This is a genomic window from Streptomyces sp. NPDC033966 (genome assembly GCF_055575955.1).
Map to the genome: position 1 here is coordinate 106045 of NZ_JBVIRQ010000003.1, position 17055 is coordinate 123099.

The following is a 17055-nucleotide window of genomic DNA, read 5'->3' on the forward strand; positions in this document are numbered from 1 at the left end:
GCGAGTGCGCCGGGGATGGCCGAAACCGGGCGGCCCGGGCCCCGGCGGCGGGCCCGGGCGCGGTCCGCTACCTGGCGGTTTCGAGCCGCCGGTCCGCCAGGCGCTCCGGTTCCGGGGCGGGAGGCGGTACGGCCCTGGCCAGATCGAGGCTCGCCTCCAGGTCGTCCAGTGCCAGACGGGCCGCGGCGATCCGGTCCCGGACCTCGTCCGCCGGGTCCATGTCGTTCGCCGCGCGCTCCCGGGCCCGCGCGTCCGCCTCCTCCATCTCCCGGGCCTCGTCCAGGGAGTTGAGCACGACCCCGATCAGGACGTTGACCAGGACGAAGGAGGCGAGCAGGGCGTACGAGGCGTAGTAGACGATGCTGAACCGGGAAATCTCCAGCCCCGCCCGGACCGCGTCCGTCAGCCCGTCCAGGGTGGTCAGCAGAAACAGGGTGAGCGCGGCCCGCCCGATCGAGCCGTAGTGCTGCGGGTCGGAGGAGGCGAAGCAGACCCAGCCGACCATGGCGTACACGTACACCACCAGCGCGCCGATGAACAGGAAGCTGGCCGTGCCCGGCAGGCTGCGCCCGACCGCCAGCAGCAGGATCCGCAGGTGGGGCAGGAAGCGGGCGGTGCGCAGCACGCGGGCGAGGCGCAGCAGCCGCAGCACGGTGGTGTTGTCCCGCAGGAACGGCAGGAAGGCGGAGGCGACGATCAGCAGGTCGAAGATGTTCCAGGGGTCCCGGAAGAATGCTTTCGGCCGGTCGGCGTGGGCGCCCAGGCGCAGCAGCATCTCCAGCGTGAAGAGGGTGAGGCAGGACTGCTCCGCGGTCTGGAGCACCTGGCGGTACTCGGCGGCCAGCCCGCTGTAGGTCTCCAGGCCCATCAGCGCCGCGTTGAGCAGGATCACCGCGAAGACGCCCATCCCGAACGGCGGGGCCTCGGTGATGCTGCGGCAGCGGGCGGCAAGTCTCCTTCGGCCGGATCCGGCCGGCGTGGGGTCCGTCATGGTGTCCCTCGTACTCGTGCTCGTGTGGCCCGTGTGGTCCGTGGTCGGCGTCGTCGTACGGACCGGCGCGGGGCGGGGGGCGCACGCCGGCCGTACGTCCCTCTAACGCCCTGCGGCCGAACGGGTTTCAGGTGCTCACACGAAGCGGACCCCTTCGGGGGCGCGTAGGGGGTGTCTGGTGGATCAGGGTCGGATAGCCCGGGTCGTCTGGTGCCGTGGATTGCAAGGCGGAGGAGGGAGTCGACGCGGTGGGGGCACCTCCCAGCGGTAGCTGGGGGACGTCGGCGACCGACGACAACGCGGCAAGGCGCGGTGCCAGGCGGCCCGGGCCCGGCCCTGATCCACCAGACACCCCCTAGTGCCGTGCCCGGGAAGGTCCACCGGCCATGATCCGCCGGACAGGCCCTAGACGGCGAACGGCCGGGCCGGGACCCCGAAGGGTTCCGGCCCGGCCGTCGGTGTTCCGTGGTGGCGGGGCTCAGTCCTGCTTCCCGGCGCGCCGGGCCGCGTCCTGCGCCTGCTTCTCCTTGATCCGCACCGCTTCCTTGCGGACCTCGGCCTGGGTGGAGCGCTCCTTCTGCAGCCACTCCGGGTTCTCCTGCTTGATCGCCTCGATCTGCTCGGTGGTGAGCGCCTCGGTGACCCCGCCGCGCGCGAGACCGGCGATGGAGATGCCCAGCTTGGAGGCGACCACCGGACGCGGGTGCGGGCCGTTGCGCCGCAGCTCCACCAGCCAGGCCGGCGGCTCGGCCTGGAGTGCGTTCAGCTCGGTGCGCGAGACCACGCCCTCCTGGAACTCTGCGGGGGTGGCCTCGAGGTACACACCCAGCTTCTTCGCCGCGGTCGCGGGCTTCATCGTCTGGGTGCTCTGGTGCGACGTCATGGGGTCAAGGGTATCGAGCATGTGCACTACCTCCGACCACGACCGGTAACCTGGCGGGGTGACAGGCTCGGATACACCCCCTTCGTTCCGGCTCGCCTATGTCCCGGGAGTGACGCCCACCAAGTGGGTGCGGATCTGGAACGAGCGGCTGCCCGACGTCCCGCTGACCCTCGTCGGCGTGCCCGCCGCCGAGGCGTTCGCCGCGCTGCGCACCAGCGACGCCGACGCCGGGTTCGTACGGATGCCCGTGGACGGGGCGGACCTCAGCGCGATCCCCCTCTACACCGAGACGACCGTCGTGGTCGTCCCGAAGGACCACGTCGTGGCCGCCGTGGAGGAGATCACCACCGAGGACCTGGCCGACGAGATCGTGCTGCACCCCCTCGACGACGTCCTCCCCTGGGAGACCCTGCCCGGGCGCCCCGCCTTCGAGCGGCCCGCCACCACGGCCGACGCCATCGAGCTGGTCGCGGCGGGCATCGGCGTCCTCGTCGTCCCGCAGTCCCTCGCCCGCCTGCACCACCGCAAGGACCTCACCTACCGGACGGTCTCCGACGCCCCCGCCTCGCGGATCGCGCTGTCATGGCCGGAGGAGAAGACCACCGACCTGGTGGAGGAGTTCATCGGGATCGTCCGCGGCCGGACCGTGAACAGCACCCGGGGCCGGCAGCCCACCCCGCCGCAGCCCAAGCAGCGCAAGGCCGCCGGGGCCGCCGGCGGCAAGACGGGCGCCAAGACGGGCGGCGCGAAGACCGCCGGCGGCAGGACCACGGGCAAGCCCGCGGCCCGGTCGGGCGGCAAGCCCGCCGCCAAGCGGGGCGGCAAGCCCCGCGGCCGCCGCTAGGTACGACGGCGGGCCGGTCCTCGCGTTGCGGGGCCTGGGCCGGGCGGGCAAGGTCGGACCATGCCCATCGCCACCGTCAATCCCACCACGGGCCGGACGCTGCTCTCCTTCGACGCCCTCGACGCCGCCGGCATCGAACACTGCCTGGCCCTGGCCGCGCGCACGGCCGCGTCGTACCGGCGCACCTCCTTCGCCGAGCGTTCCGCGCTGCTGAACCGGGCCGGGGACCTGCTGGAGGCGGAGGCGGAGGACGTCGCCCGCACCATGACCGTCGAAATGGGCAAACCGCTCGGGGCGGCCCGCGCGGAAGCCGCCAAGTGCGTCAAGGCGATGCGCTGGTACGCGGCCCGCGCCGAGTCCCTCCTCGCGGACGAGCACCCCGCCGACGCCGACGTCCGTGACGCGGGCGCCTCGGCCGTACGGGTCCGCTACCGGCCCCTGGGCGTGGTGCTCGCCGTCATGCCGTGGAACTTCCCGCTCTGGCAGGTCGTCCGCTTCGCGGCGCCCGCGCTGATGGCCGGCAACGTGGGCCTGCTCAAGCACTCGTCGAACGTCCCCCAGACGGCCCTGTACCTCGGCGACCTCTTCCACCGGGCGGGCTTCCCGCAGGGCTGCTTCCAGACCCTGCTCATCGGCTCGGGCCCCGTCGAGGGCATCCTGCGCGACCCGCGGGTGGCGGCGGCCACCCTGACGGGCAGCGAACCGGCCGGCCGCGCCGTGGCCTCCGTCGCGGGGGACGAGGTCAAGAAGACCGTCCTGGAGCTCGGCGGCAGCGACCCGTACATCGTGATGCCCTCGGCGGACGTCGCCCGGGCGGCGAGGACCGCGGTGACCGCGCGGGTGCAGAACAACGGGCAGTCCTGCATCGCCGCCAAGCGGTTCATCGTCCACACCGAGGTCTACGAGGAGTTCACCCGCCTCTTCACGGAGGGCATGCGGGCGCTGACCGTCGGCGACCCCATGCAGGAGTCCACCGACGTCGGCCCGCTGGCCACCGAGAGCGGCCGGGCCGACGTGGAGGAGCTGGTCGACGACGCCGTACGCCACGGGGCCACGGTCCTGTGCGGCGGGCGCCGGCCGCCCGGCCGCCCGGACGGCTGGTTCTACGAGCCGACGGTGCTGGCCGACGTCACCCCGGCGATGCGCATCGACCTGGAGGAGACCTTCGGCCCCGTCGCCACCCTCTACCGGGTGGACAGCCTGGACGAGGCCGTGGAGCGGGCCAACCACACGCCCTTCGGACTCAGCTCCAACGTGTGGACCCGGGAGGACTCCGACCTGGAGCGCTTCGTCGGCGAGCTCGACGCCGGCGGCATCTTCGTCAACGGGATGACCGCCTCCCACCCGGCCCTGCCCTTCGGCGGGGTCAAGCGGTCCGGGTACGGGCGGGAGCTGTCCGGGCACGGCATCCGCGAGTTCTGCAACATCACCACCGTCTGGCAGGCCGCGGAGCAGGCCTGACCGGCCGGCCCCTCAGCCCTCCATCAGCCCCAGGACGTGCTCGGTGATCATGTCGAGGATCGCCGCGGCGGCCTTCTCGTCGCCGAGGACCAGCACGCTCAGGGTCAGCCCGTCGGTCATGGCCGCCAGGTACCGGGCCAGGACGGGGGCCGGGACCTTCGGCACGAGTCCCATGTCCCGGCACAGCTGGCCGATCAGTTCCTCGTACGTCTGGCAGTACAGCTCGTACTGGCGGCGGGCGAGGTGCTCGAAGCCGGGCCGGCGCAGGGCGTACTGGGTGAGCTCGTAGGTGAGCATGTGCTCGCCGGGCTGGGCGCCCACGTGGTCCCAGTACGCCTGGAACCCGGCCCGGACGGTCTCGCGAAGGGTGGGTTTCGGCCGGATCGCCTCCCTCACCACGGTGATGTAGTGCGCGGTGATCGCGTCGAGGACGGATTCCAGGAGCTCCTGCTTGGAGTCGAAGCAGTAGTGGAAGACGCTCAGGGACACGCCGGCCTCGGCGGCGATCGAGCGGGTCGTGGTCCGGGCGACGCCGTCCCGGGTCATCGCGCGGATCGCCGCCTCGGTCAGCTGGGCGCGCCGCTCGGCCGACGGCATACGGGGCATGGAACTCCTCGGGGTGGGGCCTCGCGGTACGGCGGCGGGGCCGGCCTCGCGGTCCGGCCGGCCCCGCCTGTGGTGTCAGCTGCTGTAGACGCCGACCTCGTGGAGGGAGTACCCCCACTGGGTGGAGCGCTGGACGCCCTGCACGCGCAGGTACCGGGCCGTCACCCCGGCGAACCGGGCCGTGTCGAGGCCGCCGTCGCTGTCGGACGCGGACCAGACCGTCTGCCAGTTCGTGCCGTCCGTGGAGGCCTCCAGCCGGTACGCCTTCGCGTACGCCCGCTCCCAGTCGAGGGTGACCCGCCCGATCCGGTGCGCGGAGCCGAGGTCGATGCGCAGCCACTGGTTGTCGTTCCACTCGCTGGCCCAGCGGGAGCCGGAGTCGCCGTCCACGGCCCGGCCGGGGGAGTAGTCGACGAAGGGGTTCCACCACTCGGACGACGAGGCCGAGGCGGAGGATCCGGCGGCGAGGTTCACCCCGGACTTGTGCCGCTCCGAGGCCCCCCAGGTGCCGAGGTAGGACTCGGCGCCCCTGAAGAGGTCGTCCACCACGTCCTGCCCGCCGACGAGCCGGATGTCCTCGATCCAGTCGGGGACCAGGCCGTAGTGCGAGGCGCCGTCCGTGTTGAGGTCCCAGGTGCGCTGCCCGGTGGTCTGCCTGTCGATGACCGAACCGCCGTCGGTGCTGGTGAAGGGGTACTTCACCGGGTTCGGCGTGTTCGCGCCCCGGGGGCCCGGCCAGCCGCCGACGCCGTTCATGTCGGTGCCGTAGCCGTAGCCGACCTTGTACTTGTCGCGCAGGGCGTCCGTGCGCTTGGCCTCCGCGCTGAAGGCCTCGGAGCCGCTCATGTACTGGGCCGCGAAGCCGCCCAGCTTGTAGAGCCGCTCGGTCCAGCCCAGGTCCATCCAGCTGTGCGAGGAGATGACGCCCGGGTAGGACTCGGACTCGAGGATGTCGAAGGCGCGGCCCGCGGCCTTGACGCTCATGTGGTCGACCTCGAGCATCATCCCGCGCTTCATCATCCCGCGGACGGCGTACTCGCCGAGTTCGGTGAGACCGCGCTTGTTGCAGCGGGCGTCGGCGGAGTACGAGGGGACCGCGACCCCGGCCGGGAGCTCCTTCTGCGCCGCCGGAGCCGCCGCGAGGCCGATCGGGTTGTCCTTCTGCGGGCCGGCGCACTGCTCGGTCTGCCAGAAGGTGCCGGTCGACAGGAACTGGCCGACGTTGATCGCGGTGCCGAGTGCGCCCTCGTCGAAGCGGACCCCGCACAGGGCGTTGTCGAACTTGTGGCAGAGGAACATGCTGCGCACGCCCAGCTTGTGCAGCTCGTCGAGGCCCCGGTCGATGTCGTCCTTGCCGCACTGGGCGACGTCGAGGATCTGCTTGCAGCCGAAGGGCTCGGAGGTCTCGACCCCCATGACCACGGCCAGCTTCCCCTGCTTGATCACCTCGCGGGCCTGGTCGGAGTCGGTGACGATGCGGAACCAGCCCTTGCCCGGGCCGCCGTACATCCTGTCGACGAAGGCCTGCATGTCGTACGTCTTCTGCGCCTCCAGGCGGATGGCGGTCATCTCGTCGCAGCCGCGGTCCTTGAAGAAGTAGACCGAGCAGATCACCCCGTTGGTGACGAGGTCGTTGACGAGGACGCGCTGGCCGCCGCGCCAGGCGCGCTCGACCCAGGCGTAGTAGTTCTGCTGGTGGGTCAGCGAGTCGTGGGCGGGCCAGTCCTTGAAGGTGGGCCAGCCGTTGGGGTCGTGCTTCCCGTCCCCGCCCTTGGTGATGAAGTCGAAGACGGCGAGGGTGCCGTCGGGGTAGTGCTCGGGACAGTCCTTGAGGGCGTCCGCGACGCCCATCTCGGAGAAGGGCTTGCCGCAGATCAGGCGGCCGCCGAAGCCCTCGTTGGACATCAGGTGGTCGTGCGCGTCGACGAACCCGCGCACCTTGCCCTGGGCGTCGGTGCCCTTGAAGGGCTCACCGGTGACGTTGATCGCGGAGTCGGGCTGGGGCCGGGCGGTGGGGTTCCACCAGCCGGCGTCGGCCGTGGGGCCGGCCTCGGCGGAGGACAGGGGCGCGGGGCCGAGCAGCATGGCCAGCGCGGCGACGAGCGGTGTCAGGAGCGCGAGGCGGCGGCGCCGTCGGCGCGCGGCGCCGCGGTACGGCCGTGGGGGCGGGTGAGGGGTCAAGGTCATCACATGTCTTCGGTCGTCGGATGCGGCGCGGTCGGATCCGGGCATGAATTGTCATGCCCCGCACAAAGGTGGGACGAGAATCCCGACTGGCTCGAAAGGAGTCAAGAGTCCGGGACGGATGACCTGATGGGGCGTCGGGTCCCTTCCGGCCCCTTCCGGCCCGCCCGGGACCGCCGGCGTGCGGCCGCGATCCGATCGGATGACGATCCGACGATGGCCGGAAAGATCAGGGCCGTCACGGGCGGCTCCTAGCCTGCCCGGCATGCGACGCCTCCCCCTGCCCGGCCACCCCCTGGAGACCAGCCGGCTCCTGCTGAACCTGGTCGCCCTCGCCACCCTCGCCGCCGTCTTCGCGGCCGTGGTCCTCAGTGGCTACCCGGCCGGCGGCATCACCTTGCTGCTGGTCCTCGCCGCCCTCCTGGTGTGGGGCCTGCGCCACCGCAAGGAGGCGCTGCGCAGGCTGGAGCTGGAGCGCGCCGAAGACCTGCTGGCCCACGCCGAACTCCTGGAGCGGCGCGAGCAGTACGCGCGCGACCGCGGGTTCGCGTACCAGGAGACCTGCCCCGATCCGGCCGTCGGCTTCGGCCGGATCGAGCAGCACGTACCGCAGGACCCGGCCGAATGGGAGGGTGGCGCCACCATGGGGGAGCGGGTCAAGGAGGCCCCGCACCTGGAGCGCCTGGTGGGTCTGGCCCGGCACGCCCGCGAACTGGTCGCGGAGGGCGTCGTGCGGATGGACCGGGAGGGTTTCCGCCTCACCGTCTTCGACCTGGAACTCGTCGACCACGAAGACTTCGGCGGCCTCGCCCGGATGCTGAAGCCCGCCGCCGCTCTGGAGGCCTCGAAGGACTACGTCACCGTGTGGTCGGTGGAGCTGCCCTTCCCGCTGCCGTACGTGTCCTCCGCGTACGCCTGGGACGGCCGGCGCGACCCGGTCGAGGCCCTCGTCGAGGGCGAGGACCGCGTCGAACGGCGCGCGGAGGACCGGGAGTTCGCCGACCTGCTGCTGTCCTACCCCGCCGTGCGCGAGGACGCCCTCTCCGACACCGCCCACCCGTGGTTCGTCGACGGAGCCCGGCTCGTCGCCTGCGCCCGCTCCAACCGGGGCGTGGACCCGTCGACCGTGGAGGCCACCGCCGCCCGCCTGGCCCGGCTCGCCGCCCGGGTGCCGTGGACGGAGCTGGAGCGCTTCAGGGTGACCGACCCGCAGGACGGGCGGCTGCGCGCCGGCCGGATCCGCTGGACGCACCGCTGGCACGGGCTGCCGGGCCGTCCCCCGACCGCCCGCGCCCTCTGGGAGGAGCGGCAGATCACCCACGCCGGTCTGCGCGCCTTCGTGCCGGCCGACGAGGGCTTCGACAGCGGGAGTTGACCGGGCAGCGGACACTGGCCGGATCCGGACGGTACCGGTCGGAGTCGATCATAGGGTCGGCCGTATGAGCGAATCGAACGACAACGTCGAAGGCGGCGGCTGGTCGCGGCGCGGGGTCCTGCGGGTCACCGCGGCCGGCGCGGGCGCGGTCGCCGCCGTGGGCGCCGGAGCCTCCGCCGCGCACGCCGACGGCCGCCGGCGGGGCGCGCCGACCTTCGTCCTGGTCCACGGCTCCGGGAGCAACTCCTACGGCTGGTCCGCGGTCCTCGCCGAGCTGGGCCTGCGCGGGCACCGGACGATCGCCGTCGACCTCCCCGGCCACGGTCCCGGCGCCTACTTCCCCCTCTCCTACCAGTCCCCGCAGGACCTGGAGCGGCTGGCCACCGAGCCCTCGCCGATCGGCAGGGTCACACTGGCCGACTTCGCGGAGCACGTCGTGGACGTCGTACGCGCCGCCCACCGCAACGGCCCCGTGGTCCTGGTCGGGCAGAGCCTGGGCGGGGCGACCCTGAACGCGGTCGCCAACCGGGTACCCGAACTGCTCTCCCACCTGGTGTACGCCTCCGCCTTCTGCCCGACGCGGCACACCTCGGTGACGGACCTGATGATGACCCCCGAGGGCTCCTCCAGCGCGCTGTTCCGGATCCCCCCGTTCAAGACCCCGCCGGAGCTGGGGGTCAACCGGGTCAACTGGCGCTCCGCCGACCCGGCCCTCTTCGCCGTGATGAAGGAGGCCCTGGCCGCCGACCGGACGGACGCCGAGGTCCGGGCGCTCCTGGCCACGCTGGAGCCCGACGAGTCCGCGGCGATCGGTACCGCCGACTCCCGCGGGCTGGCGGACCGCTGGGGCCGGGTGCCGCGCACCTTCCTCCGGTTCACCGAGGACCGCTCGATCCCGCTCCCGCTCCAGGACCTGATGATCCGCGAGGCCGACGGGACCACACCGCGCAACCGCTTCCGCGTACGGTCGCTCGCCGCCCCGCACGTCGGCCCGCGCGACGTCACCGTATGGGGGGACGAGCTGGAACGGGTCGCGGAGCTGTGCCGCTAGACGACCTCAGTCGTTGAAACCGCTGCACCGGGTCAGTTCGCCGCCCTGGCGGACGCTGTACTCGGCGGGCGTCACGTTCAGGATCTGGAACCCGCCGTTCTGGGCGATCTCGATCGTCCCGCCGAACCCGGCCGACCCGTAGACGTAGGCCGGACCGGGGGTGAAGCCGCCGCCGGACAGGTGCACCTTCCCGTTTCCGAGGATGCCGGAGATCGAGCACGTCGCGGCCGGGGCGGCGCCCGGCGGGTCCTGGGGGACCGCCGCGAGGGCGGTGGGGGCGGTGACGAGCGAGGCGGCCACGAGGGGGCCGAGGACCAGGAGCCGGGTGCGCGGGGTCATGGGATCTTCCTCCTTGTCCGGGACGGGGGCGCGGCGAGCGCGGGTGCCGCCTTCCCATCGTCTCCCCGCCCCCCTCCCCGGTGCGACCGGGGACGGAGTGCTCCGCCGGGGCGCGGCCCGGCGTGGCGCGGCCGGGAGGCCTATGGTCGAGGTATGAGTGCGACGGTCGTGGTGTACGAGTACGACGACACCGCGGGAGCGGCTCCCGGGGACCGGGGGCCGGTCCTGCGCGTGCACGCGGCGCCCGCCGCCCCCGGCCGGAGCGGCGTGCGGGGTCCGAGGACCCTGTGCGGCAAGGACACCTTCGCCATGGGGACGGCCCCCTGGCAGCCGGCCGAGCACCCCGGATCCGGCTGGTACCCCCGGGAGCACGCGGACCGGATCTGCCCCGCCTGCGACGACGCGGCCGACGGGGGATGATCAGCGGCCGGGTGCCATGTCGTAGGTGACCCACATGGTCCGGGTCGCCACCTGGTCGTACTTGGACCGCGCCCGGTGGTTGTCGTCGGCGGTGATCCACCGCACCACGCTCCAGCCGCGCTCGGCGGCGAGCTCGCGCAGGGCCCCGAGCAGCAGGTCGGCGGCTCCGGAACCGCGGTGTTCGGGGGCCACGAACAGGTCGTCCAGGAAGCAGCCGACGGTCGCGGACAGCGGCCGGGCGAAGGGCCGGTAGTGCGCCAGCCCCAGCAGCCGCCCTTCCGTGTCCTCGGCCACCAGGGCGCCCACCTCGTGTCCGGGGTCGTTCACCCACGCCCACACGGTGGCGGCTGCCTCCTCGGTCTGCTCCACCCGGTAGAAGTCGGCGTAGCCCCGGTACAGGACACGCCACTGGGCGAAGTCCCCGGGCTGGACGGCGCGGACCTTGATGTCGGACATGTGCGGCAACTCCTGTGATCGACGGTCCGACGCAACGTAGCAACCCGGTCGCGCCCCCACACCTGTCCACGACGGTGTCTCGCCTGCCGCCTCTTTCGACGTGGTGGCAGATTGTCAATCGCCCTGAAGGGTGAATGATCCGCTGACTCGCTGGCGCGGTGAAAAGTTCGGACTCCGCTGCGCGGGCACGGCGTTGTTATTTAGCAGCGCCGCATTGGTGCAGGTGTTCCATGCGCCCCCCGAACGGATGAAGGATCCGGCCGCGGGCTTCGCGGTGCTGCCGGACGTGCCATCGTTGCCTCACGAACAAACCGCCGCGGTAGGGGAGTTGGCCATGTGGTCGAGGCTGCCGCGATATTTTCGAAAGGGCCTCGATCGTGACCTCTCCTGTGGAATCCTCGGGCTCGGGTGACGGGCGGAGGCGGCGTCGCCACAGGCGGCGCCGTCGCGAATTCGGACCTGCCATCGCCCTCGTCCGTCTTGGCATCGCCTGTTGGGGTCTCTTCAGTGACAATCCGATCGTACGGATCGCGCAAAGGCCCCTGGCATGGCTTGCCGAATGTTTTCGTCAATCCGAGTGATGTGAGGCCATGACAGACGTCGAGACGCAGCCCCCCTTTCCTCTGCCGCCCTCCCGCGAGCGGCAATCCGCTTGGATCGAAGCCGTCCTGGCGACGGACGGAGTCAATGTCCCGCGCGCCGCGCTGGAGAACGTGGCGCCGTTCATCGTGGAGCCCGAGGAGACGCTCGGCGAGCCGGATGCCAGCGGTGTCCGCCGGGCCAAGGGGGCGTCGGTACGGCGCCTCCACACCGACGCGGGTGACATGGTGGTGCTCGTCGTCCGTATGCACGGTGCGGGCGGTGTGCAGTGGAGCCACAACGAACGCATCAGCTCGATCTGGCGTTCCGTCGCGGATCCGACCGTGGGGCGGGGAACGGAGAAGGCGCTGGCCTCCGTGCTCCCCTGGAGTGAGGTCGACGCCCAGGGGGGCGAGCGCTTCCTGGCCGCGCTCAGGAGCGGCGCCAAGAACCGCCAGGCCTTGCTCATGGACGCCGAAGACGCGGCGGATGCGCTGCTGAAGCGTGACAAGGTACGGCCGTACGATCTTGAGGAGGATCTCGTCCTCAATGGTCAGCAGGAACCCGGAATGTACGTTCCGCAGCAAGTCCTGCTCCAGGAGCCGCCCGAATCGAACGCCCAGGGGGAGCCGCTTCACCCGAACGCGTTCTGGGGGTGGATGGCCGTACGCGGAAACAATCGAACGCAAAAGCGTCAGTCGATTTTCGGTCTGAGGTCCGGCGAAGTGCTCACGGGTGTCCCGGCGGAGAAGCTGGGTCGGCCGGGGGGCGGCACCGTCTGGGACCCGCACGAGTGGCTCACGGAGTTCTCCACCCTCCTGAACAGGGAATACAGGGAATACGCGGAAGCTGCGGAGGATCTGGACCCCAAGAACGCGCCGAGGGCGCGTCGCGCGGCGGCCGTCGCCGTGGTGGACGCCCACCTCGTCGTCGGCAGCCCCACACCCCAGCGGCTGTACCGCATCGTGCAGATGAGCAACCGCAGGGACCACGTCCATCCCCCGCTGGAATTCGACCCCGTCGACCGTTCCCGGGCCCTGGGGCGCAGCGTGCTCGGGATGTACGTCGCGCGCGGGCTCATGGACGAGAAGACCGCCGAAGCGCTCTCGGGACTGGCTCCCGTACGTGAACTCCCGGGCGCGACACCGGAGATGTCGGTGGCCGAACTGCGGGACCTGCGCTCCATGGCCCTCCTGCAAGAGCTCTTTCCGGTCGATCCCCAGAAGCGGCACCTCTTGCGCCGTGCGCTCAGCGAGGGGCCCCCGTCCCAGCTGAAGACGGAAGAGATCAACCAGCGGGCCAGGGCCTGGTCGGCCCTGACGTCGCTGAGTTATCCGGAGCCGTGGAATCCGCGCATCGGGCAGATCTTCACCAGCAAGGCCCGTGAGGGGATCGTCCTTTCCGGCCGCTCCCTGCCCGACCTGCTGGCGGCGGCCGACACCGATGACGATGCCTTCGAGGAGCTCGTCTCGTACCGGGCCGCACACTGGCTGGCGTCCTTCGGCATCGTCGAACCGGACCGGGGGTCCCTCGACGGGCAGGAGGTCATCGGGGAGTCGGGCGAGCTCCACCGGAGGTCGCGGCGCGGCGTGCCGAACGTCCTCCAGGCGCTGCGCCACAAGAGGAAGGCGGCTGTCGGTGTCCTGATGTCGCTCGTCGAGGCCATGGAGGACGGCGACCGCCGGCCGTGGCAGGTGAGCGAGTCCGGGATGCAGATGGACGGGAGGCCGATGACCCCCCTCTGGCTCGACGTGACCTTCCCCAAGGAGACCGGTACGCGCCCGCGCAAGGCGGCCGCCGCACCGGTTCCGCCCCCTGCACCCGCCCCTCTTCCCGCTCCGCCCCGCCCGGCTCCCGCACCGGAGCAGACGCGGCTCGGGACGGAGGAGGGCGCCCCCGCAGCCGACGAGGACCTCACCCCGCCGCCGCCCGTACCGGCGCCGGTACGGGCGCCGGTGCCCGCGGCCCGGCCCCCGGCCGACGGGGCGGCGGGTGACGAACCCGCCGGGCCGCCCCCGGCCGTCGACCCGCTCTCCCGCATCGAGGCCCGGATCCGCGAGGTGCACGCGGGAGCGGCCGAGATCCGGCGGCTCCTCACCGAGCTGAAGGAGCGGGCCGGTGATCCCTCGGCACCCGCGCCCATCGAGCGCGGGCGGGCCGACGCCGCCGTGCGCCTGCTGAACCAGACGGTGGGCCGGCTGCGCGAACTCCCCGAACTCGTCGAGGTGATGGCGGAGGCCGACTGAGCGCACGGGGCGGAGCCCGGTCCGGTGACCACCGGACCGGGCTCCTGTGCGCCGTGCGGTGGGTCAGCTCGTCTGGAGGGTCACGTCGTCCACCACGAAGGAGGTCTGGAGGGACTGGTCCTCCACTCCCGTGAACTGCAGGACGACGGTCTGCCCGGCGAACTGGGAGACGTCGTAGCTCTTCAGGGTGTAGCCGGAGCCCGCGTCCAGGTTGGACAGGGTCTCCAGGGTCCGGCCGCCCACCGAGACCGTGAAGGTGTCATAGGCGACGTCCTCGTTCTCGGCGGTGTCGATGTGCAGGTAGAAGGAGAGCCGGCCGGAGGCGCAGCCGGCGGGAAGGGTGACGGACTGCGAGGCGCTGTCCGTGCGGGAGCTGCCCCAGCCGTTCAGCCAGGCCATGTACGAGCCGCCGTGCGGGGTCTCGCCCGCCTGGTTGGTGATCACCCCGGAGGTCGCGGACCACGGGGAGGAGCCGCTCTCGAAGCCGCCGTTGGCGACGACCTGGGCCGGGGTGCACGTGCCGCCGCCCCCGCCGATGGTCAGCGTGTACGTGGTGGCGTGGGTGGTGGAACCGGTGCCGGTGACGGTCAGGGTGTGCGTGCCGGCCGGGGTGCCCGCGGCGACCTGGACCGAGAGGGTGGCGGACTGGCCGGACTGGACCGAGGCCGGGCTGACGGTCGCGGTCACTCCGGAGGGGGCGCCCGAGGCGGACAGGGCGACGGTCTGCGGGCTGCCGCTGACGGTGGCGGTGTTCACCGTGGAGGTGACGCCGCCGCCCGGGTTGGCGGAGCCGGCGGCCGGGCTGGTGCCGATCGAGAAGTCGGAGGCGGGGGTCCCGCCGCCGACGGCCGTCTTCCAGATGGCGTACGCGACGCCGTCGGCGCTGCGGTCGAGGACGGTGGCGCTGATGTTGGACGTGGTGTCGCAGGAGCTGTGGTAGCAGGAGTCGTACGCCGCGTTGGCGGTGCCGCCCCACTTCGCGGCCTGCGCGGAGGTCTTGCGGGCGCTGGCGCCGGCGGCGTAGCCGGAGGTGGGGATGCCCGCCTGCTGGAAGGAGTAGTCGTCACTGCGGCCCTGGCCCTCGGTGTTCTCCTCCGGGGCGAGGTTCAGTGAGGTCCAGTACGCCTTCAGGGGGGCGGCCGTGGCGGAGTTGACGTTGTTGATGAAGTAGCCGCCGTTGGTCGAGCCGACCATGTCGAAGTTGTAGTAGCCCTTGATGACCGCCCGCTGGGCGCTGGTGAGCTGGTTGACGTAGAACTCCGAGCCGTTGAGGCCCTGTTCCTCGTCGGTCCACCAGGCGAACCGCACGTGCTGGGTCATCGTCGGGTTCTTCTGGGCCAGGACGAGGGCGTTCTCCAGGAGGGTGGCGGAGCCCGAGCCGTTGTCGTTGATGCCCGGTCCGGCCGAGACGCTGTCGAGGTGGGCGCCGAACATCACGGTCTTGTCGGCGGGGCCGCCCGGCCAGTCGGCGATCAGGTTGTTCGACGGGTAGGTGCAGGAGGTGCAGGCCTGTTCGGTGACGGTGTAGCCGGCGGCCTGGAGCTTGCCCTTCACGTACGCGAGGGACTGGGTGTAGCCCGCGCTGCCGGCCCGGCGGTTGCCCCCGTTCTGCGAGGCGATGGTGCCGAGCTGGGCCAGGTGCGCCTGGACGTTGGCGACGCTGATGTCGGGCGCGGTCGGATCGGGCTGGGTGCCGCCCACGTTGAGGGCGTAGTCGACGGTGTGCGCGAGGGACGCGCCCTGGCCCTTGACGGTGACGGTGGAGGCCCCGGGCGCCGTGCTGGACGAGGCGGAGAGGGTCAGCGTCGAGGACTGCCCGGACTGCACGGTGGCCGGGCTGAAGGACGCGGTGACCCCGGCCGGCAGGCCCGTCGCGGTGAGCGTCACCTGCTGGGCGGATCCGCTGGTGGTGCTGGTCGCCACGGTGGTGGTGACGGAGCCGCCCTGCTGGACCGTGCCGGAGGCCGGGTTCAGGGAGAGCGAGAAGTCGTTCTGCCCGCTCGGGGCGCAGGTCGGGTCACCGCTCTGGGCGGGCACGCTGATGGCGTCCCAGGCGGCCTTGGTCCTGTTGAACAGGTCGCAGGTGGCGTCGAGGGACTTGGCCGAACTCAGGGTGGCCGTCCGGTACTTCTTGTAGGACATGCTGCTGGTCTTGAGCAGCATGCCGCCGTAGAAGATCTTGCCGGCGTTCTGGACGCCGACCCCGGTCACCGTGGACTGGTTGCAGGTGCTGCTGTTCGGCTTGCCGCCGCCCGGGTTGCTGCCCTCGGCCAGCAGGTAGAACCAGTGGTTCAGCGGTCCCGCGGCCGCGTGCACCTCGGTCCCGGGTATGGAGGAGCTGTAGCAGGACGGGTCGTTGTTGATCGCGGAGGGGTTGTACATGTTCCGGATCGGGCCGCGGCCCTGGAGGTTGATGACCTCGCCGACGGTGTAGTCGGGGGTGTCGTACGGGGCCGGCTCGTTGATGTACGCCTCGGTCAGCGCGCCGAAGATGTCACCGGTGCCCTCGCCCAGACCGGCCTCCTGGCCGCTGGTGCCGCCGGGGGTGTTGGAGTCGATGGCGTGCCCGTACTCGTGGGCCACCACGTCCACGCCGGCGATCCACTCGTTGGCGCTGTTGCGGCCGATGGTGACCGAGCTGCCGTCCCAGTAGGCGTTGAGGTCGCTCAGGCCGACCTTGCCCGGGAAGCTGCGCCCGTTGCCGCTGACGCCGTTGCGGCCGAGCCACTGGCCCAGCATGTCCCACTGCTTCTGCGCGGCGAACATCAGGTCCGTGCACCCGGTCTCCTTGGAGGTCGGGTTGCCGGTGCCCCAGGAGTCCGAGGACTTGCTGAAGACGGTTCCGGTGCTGTAGTCCGCGCAGCTCAGACCCGGGCGGTTCGGGTCGCGCAGGGAGTACGAGCCGCCGGAGGCGGTGGTGTCGATCGTCAGCGGGTTGGGCCCGTTCCACTTGCTGTTGCCGGTGCCGGCCACGACGTCGTCGTAGCGGTCGACGACCTTCCCGGTGCGGGCGTCCACGAACACGTGCAGCCGGCTGGGCGCCGTACGGCTGCGGCCGGTGAGGACGGTCTCCCAGGCCAGTACGGGCTTGTCGTCCTTGAGCCGGACGACGAGCCGGCTGCTCTCGGCCTTGTCCACCTTCTCCAGCTCGCGCCGGGAGGACGCCTCGGCGGCCTTGGCGTCGACGTCCGGGGTGGTGGCCACGTCGATCACGGTCGCGGAGGCCGACTGGAGGGCGCGGACCCGGCCCTCGCCGTCCGCGAGGACGACCGCGTCGCCGCCGACGACCGGCAGGCCCTGGTAGCTCCGCTCGTAGGCGACGGAGTACAGGTCCTTCACCCAGGGCGTGACCAGGCGCCGCTCGTACTGCTGGCGGGGGGAGTTGACCAGGGTGTCGAGGCCGCTGCGGACGGCCGCGTCCGCGGCGGCCACGGCCCGCTCGGCCTTGGACTGGCGGGGTGGTACGGGATCCGGCTGCTGCGCGGCCGCCGCGGTGCCGGCCAGCGCGCCGGCGAGGCTCGCGGTCAGCGCGAGGGCTGCCACGGACGCCGTCCATCTGGTGGGCTGCACGAGTCCACTCCGATCGTGTGTGGGGGGTGGCTGGCTGTACGCCGTCGCCG

14 protein-coding genes are annotated in these 17055 nt (G+C 72.0%); 7 read left to right on the plus strand and 7 right to left on the minus strand.

The features are described 5' to 3' along the window. Positions 1–67 precede the first annotated feature (67 nt). Positions 68–991, minus strand: a complete 924-nt coding sequence (locus ACZ518_RS09565) for an ion transporter (RefSeq protein ID WP_469112450.1) — start codon at positions 989–991, stop codon at positions 68–70. A gap of 478 nt (positions 992–1469) precedes the next feature. Then, the gene (locus tag ACZ518_RS09570; protein WP_469112451.1) at positions 1470–1874 is read right to left on the minus strand and encodes a DUF5997 family protein; all 405 of its coding nucleotides are present in this window, start codon (positions 1872–1874) and stop codon (positions 1470–1472) included. Between the two features lie 58 nt (positions 1875–1932). Here ACZ518_RS09570 and ACZ518_RS09575 point away from each other — a divergent pair, with 58 nt between their 5' ends. Both ACZ518_RS09575 and ACZ518_RS09580 read left to right on the plus strand, forming a co-directional pair. Continuing rightward, positions 1933–2718: a LysR substrate-binding domain-containing protein gene (locus ACZ518_RS09575; protein ID WP_469112452.1), complete on the plus strand. Its 786-nt coding sequence runs from the start codon at positions 1933–1935 to the stop codon at positions 2716–2718. A 60-nt stretch (positions 2719–2778) separates the two neighbouring features. Further along, positions 2779–4179, plus strand: coding sequence for an NADP-dependent succinic semialdehyde dehydrogenase (locus tag ACZ518_RS09580; RefSeq protein WP_469112453.1), 1401 nt, complete (start codon positions 2779–2781; stop codon positions 4177–4179). A 12-nt stretch (positions 4180–4191) separates the two neighbouring features. Here the strand turns inward: ACZ518_RS09580 and ACZ518_RS09585 are convergent, their stop codons facing one another. Beyond that, the gene (locus tag ACZ518_RS09585) at positions 4192–4785 is read right to left on the minus strand and encodes a TetR/AcrR family transcriptional regulator (protein ID WP_469112454.1); all 594 of its coding nucleotides are present in this window, start codon (positions 4783–4785) and stop codon (positions 4192–4194) included. Between the two features lie 75 nt (positions 4786–4860). After that, entirely contained in the window at positions 4861–6870 is a 2010-nt protein-coding gene (locus ACZ518_RS09590; protein WP_469112939.1) for a galactose-binding domain-containing protein, read from the minus strand. Between the two features lie 364 nt (positions 6871–7234). On the opposite strand from ACZ518_RS09590, the gene ACZ518_RS09595 reads away from it, so the two are divergent. Next, positions 7235–8344, plus strand: coding sequence for a hypothetical protein (locus ACZ518_RS09595; RefSeq protein ID WP_469112455.1), 1110 nt, complete (start codon positions 7235–7237; stop codon positions 8342–8344). Positions 8345–8408: 64 nt separating this feature from the next. Continuing rightward, positions 8409–9395 (plus strand): alpha/beta fold hydrolase, encoded by a 987-nt coding sequence (locus tag ACZ518_RS09600; protein ID WP_469112456.1) that lies wholly within the window; start codon positions 8409–8411, stop codon positions 9393–9395. Between the two features lie 6 nt (positions 9396–9401). On the opposite strand, the gene ACZ518_RS09605 is transcribed toward ACZ518_RS09600, so the two are convergent. Then, on the minus strand, positions 9402–9734 hold the full coding sequence (locus ACZ518_RS09605) for a hypothetical protein (protein WP_469112457.1): 333 nt from the start codon (positions 9732–9734) through the stop codon (positions 9402–9404). Between the two features lie 153 nt (positions 9735–9887). Here ACZ518_RS09605 and ACZ518_RS09610 point away from each other — a divergent pair, with 153 nt between their 5' ends. Next, positions 9888–10154 carry a hypothetical protein gene (locus ACZ518_RS09610; protein ID WP_469112458.1) on the plus strand — a complete coding sequence of 89 codons (267 nt, stop codon included), beginning with the start codon at positions 9888–9890 and terminating at the stop codon, positions 10152–10154. Here the strand turns inward: ACZ518_RS09610 and ACZ518_RS09615 are convergent, their stop codons facing one another. After that, positions 10155–10610, minus strand: coding sequence for a GNAT family N-acetyltransferase (locus ACZ518_RS09615; RefSeq protein ID WP_469112459.1), 456 nt, complete (start codon positions 10608–10610; stop codon positions 10155–10157). 130 nt (positions 10611–10740) lie between these two features. On the opposite strand from ACZ518_RS09615, the gene ACZ518_RS09620 reads away from it, so the two are divergent. Further along, the gene (locus tag ACZ518_RS09620; protein ID WP_469112460.1) at positions 10741–11022 is read left to right on the plus strand and encodes a hypothetical protein; all 282 of its coding nucleotides are present in this window, start codon (positions 10741–10743) and stop codon (positions 11020–11022) included. A gap of 178 nt (positions 11023–11200) precedes the next feature. Next, a complete protein-coding gene (locus ACZ518_RS09625; RefSeq protein WP_469112461.1) occupies positions 11201–13435 on the plus strand; it encodes a hypothetical protein in 2235 nt (744 codons plus the stop codon). Positions 13436–13498: 63 nt separating this feature from the next. Here the strand turns inward: ACZ518_RS09625 and ACZ518_RS09630 are convergent, their stop codons facing one another. After that, complete coding sequence (locus ACZ518_RS09630) at positions 13499–17005, minus strand: M28 family peptidase (protein WP_469112462.1); 3507 nt, start codon at positions 17003–17005, stop codon at positions 13499–13501. Between the last annotated feature and the right edge of the window lie 50 nt (positions 17006–17055).

Bases quoted from the DNA above. Each gene is read 5' to 3' on its own strand.
- ACZ518_RS09625 (WP_469112461.1), top strand. From the start codon at position 11,201: ATGACAGACGTCGAGACGCAGCCCCCCTTTCCTCTGCCGCCCTCCCGC.
- ACZ518_RS09580 (WP_469112453.1), top strand. From the start codon at position 2,779: ATGCCCATCGCCACCGTCAATCCCACCACGGGCCGGACGCTGCTCTCC.
- ACZ518_RS09565 (WP_469112450.1), bottom strand. From the start codon at position 991: ATGACGGACCCCACGCCGGCCGGATCCGGCCGAAGGAGACTTGCCGCC.
- ACZ518_RS09585 (WP_469112454.1), bottom strand. From the start codon at position 4,785: ATGCCCCGTATGCCGTCGGCCGAGCGGCGCGCCCAGCTGACCGAGGCG.
- ACZ518_RS09610 (WP_469112458.1), top strand. From the start codon at position 9,888: ATGAGTGCGACGGTCGTGGTGTACGAGTACGACGACACCGCGGGAGCG.
- ACZ518_RS09615 (WP_469112459.1), bottom strand. From the start codon at position 10,610: ATGTCCGACATCAAGGTCCGCGCCGTCCAGCCCGGGGACTTCGCCCAG.
- ACZ518_RS09570 (WP_469112451.1), bottom strand. From the start codon at position 1,874: ATGACGTCGCACCAGAGCACCCAGACGATGAAGCCCGCGACCGCGGCG.
- ACZ518_RS09605 (WP_469112457.1), bottom strand. From the start codon at position 9,734: ATGACCCCGCGCACCCGGCTCCTGGTCCTCGGCCCCCTCGTGGCCGCC.
- ACZ518_RS09600 (WP_469112456.1), top strand. From the start codon at position 8,409: ATGAGCGAATCGAACGACAACGTCGAAGGCGGCGGCTGGTCGCGGCGC.
- ACZ518_RS09595 (WP_469112455.1), top strand. From the start codon at position 7,235: ATGCGACGCCTCCCCCTGCCCGGCCACCCCCTGGAGACCAGCCGGCTC.
- ACZ518_RS09590 (WP_469112939.1), bottom strand. From the start codon at position 6,870: ATGCTGCTCGGCCCCGCGCCCCTGTCCTCCGCCGAGGCCGGCCCCACG.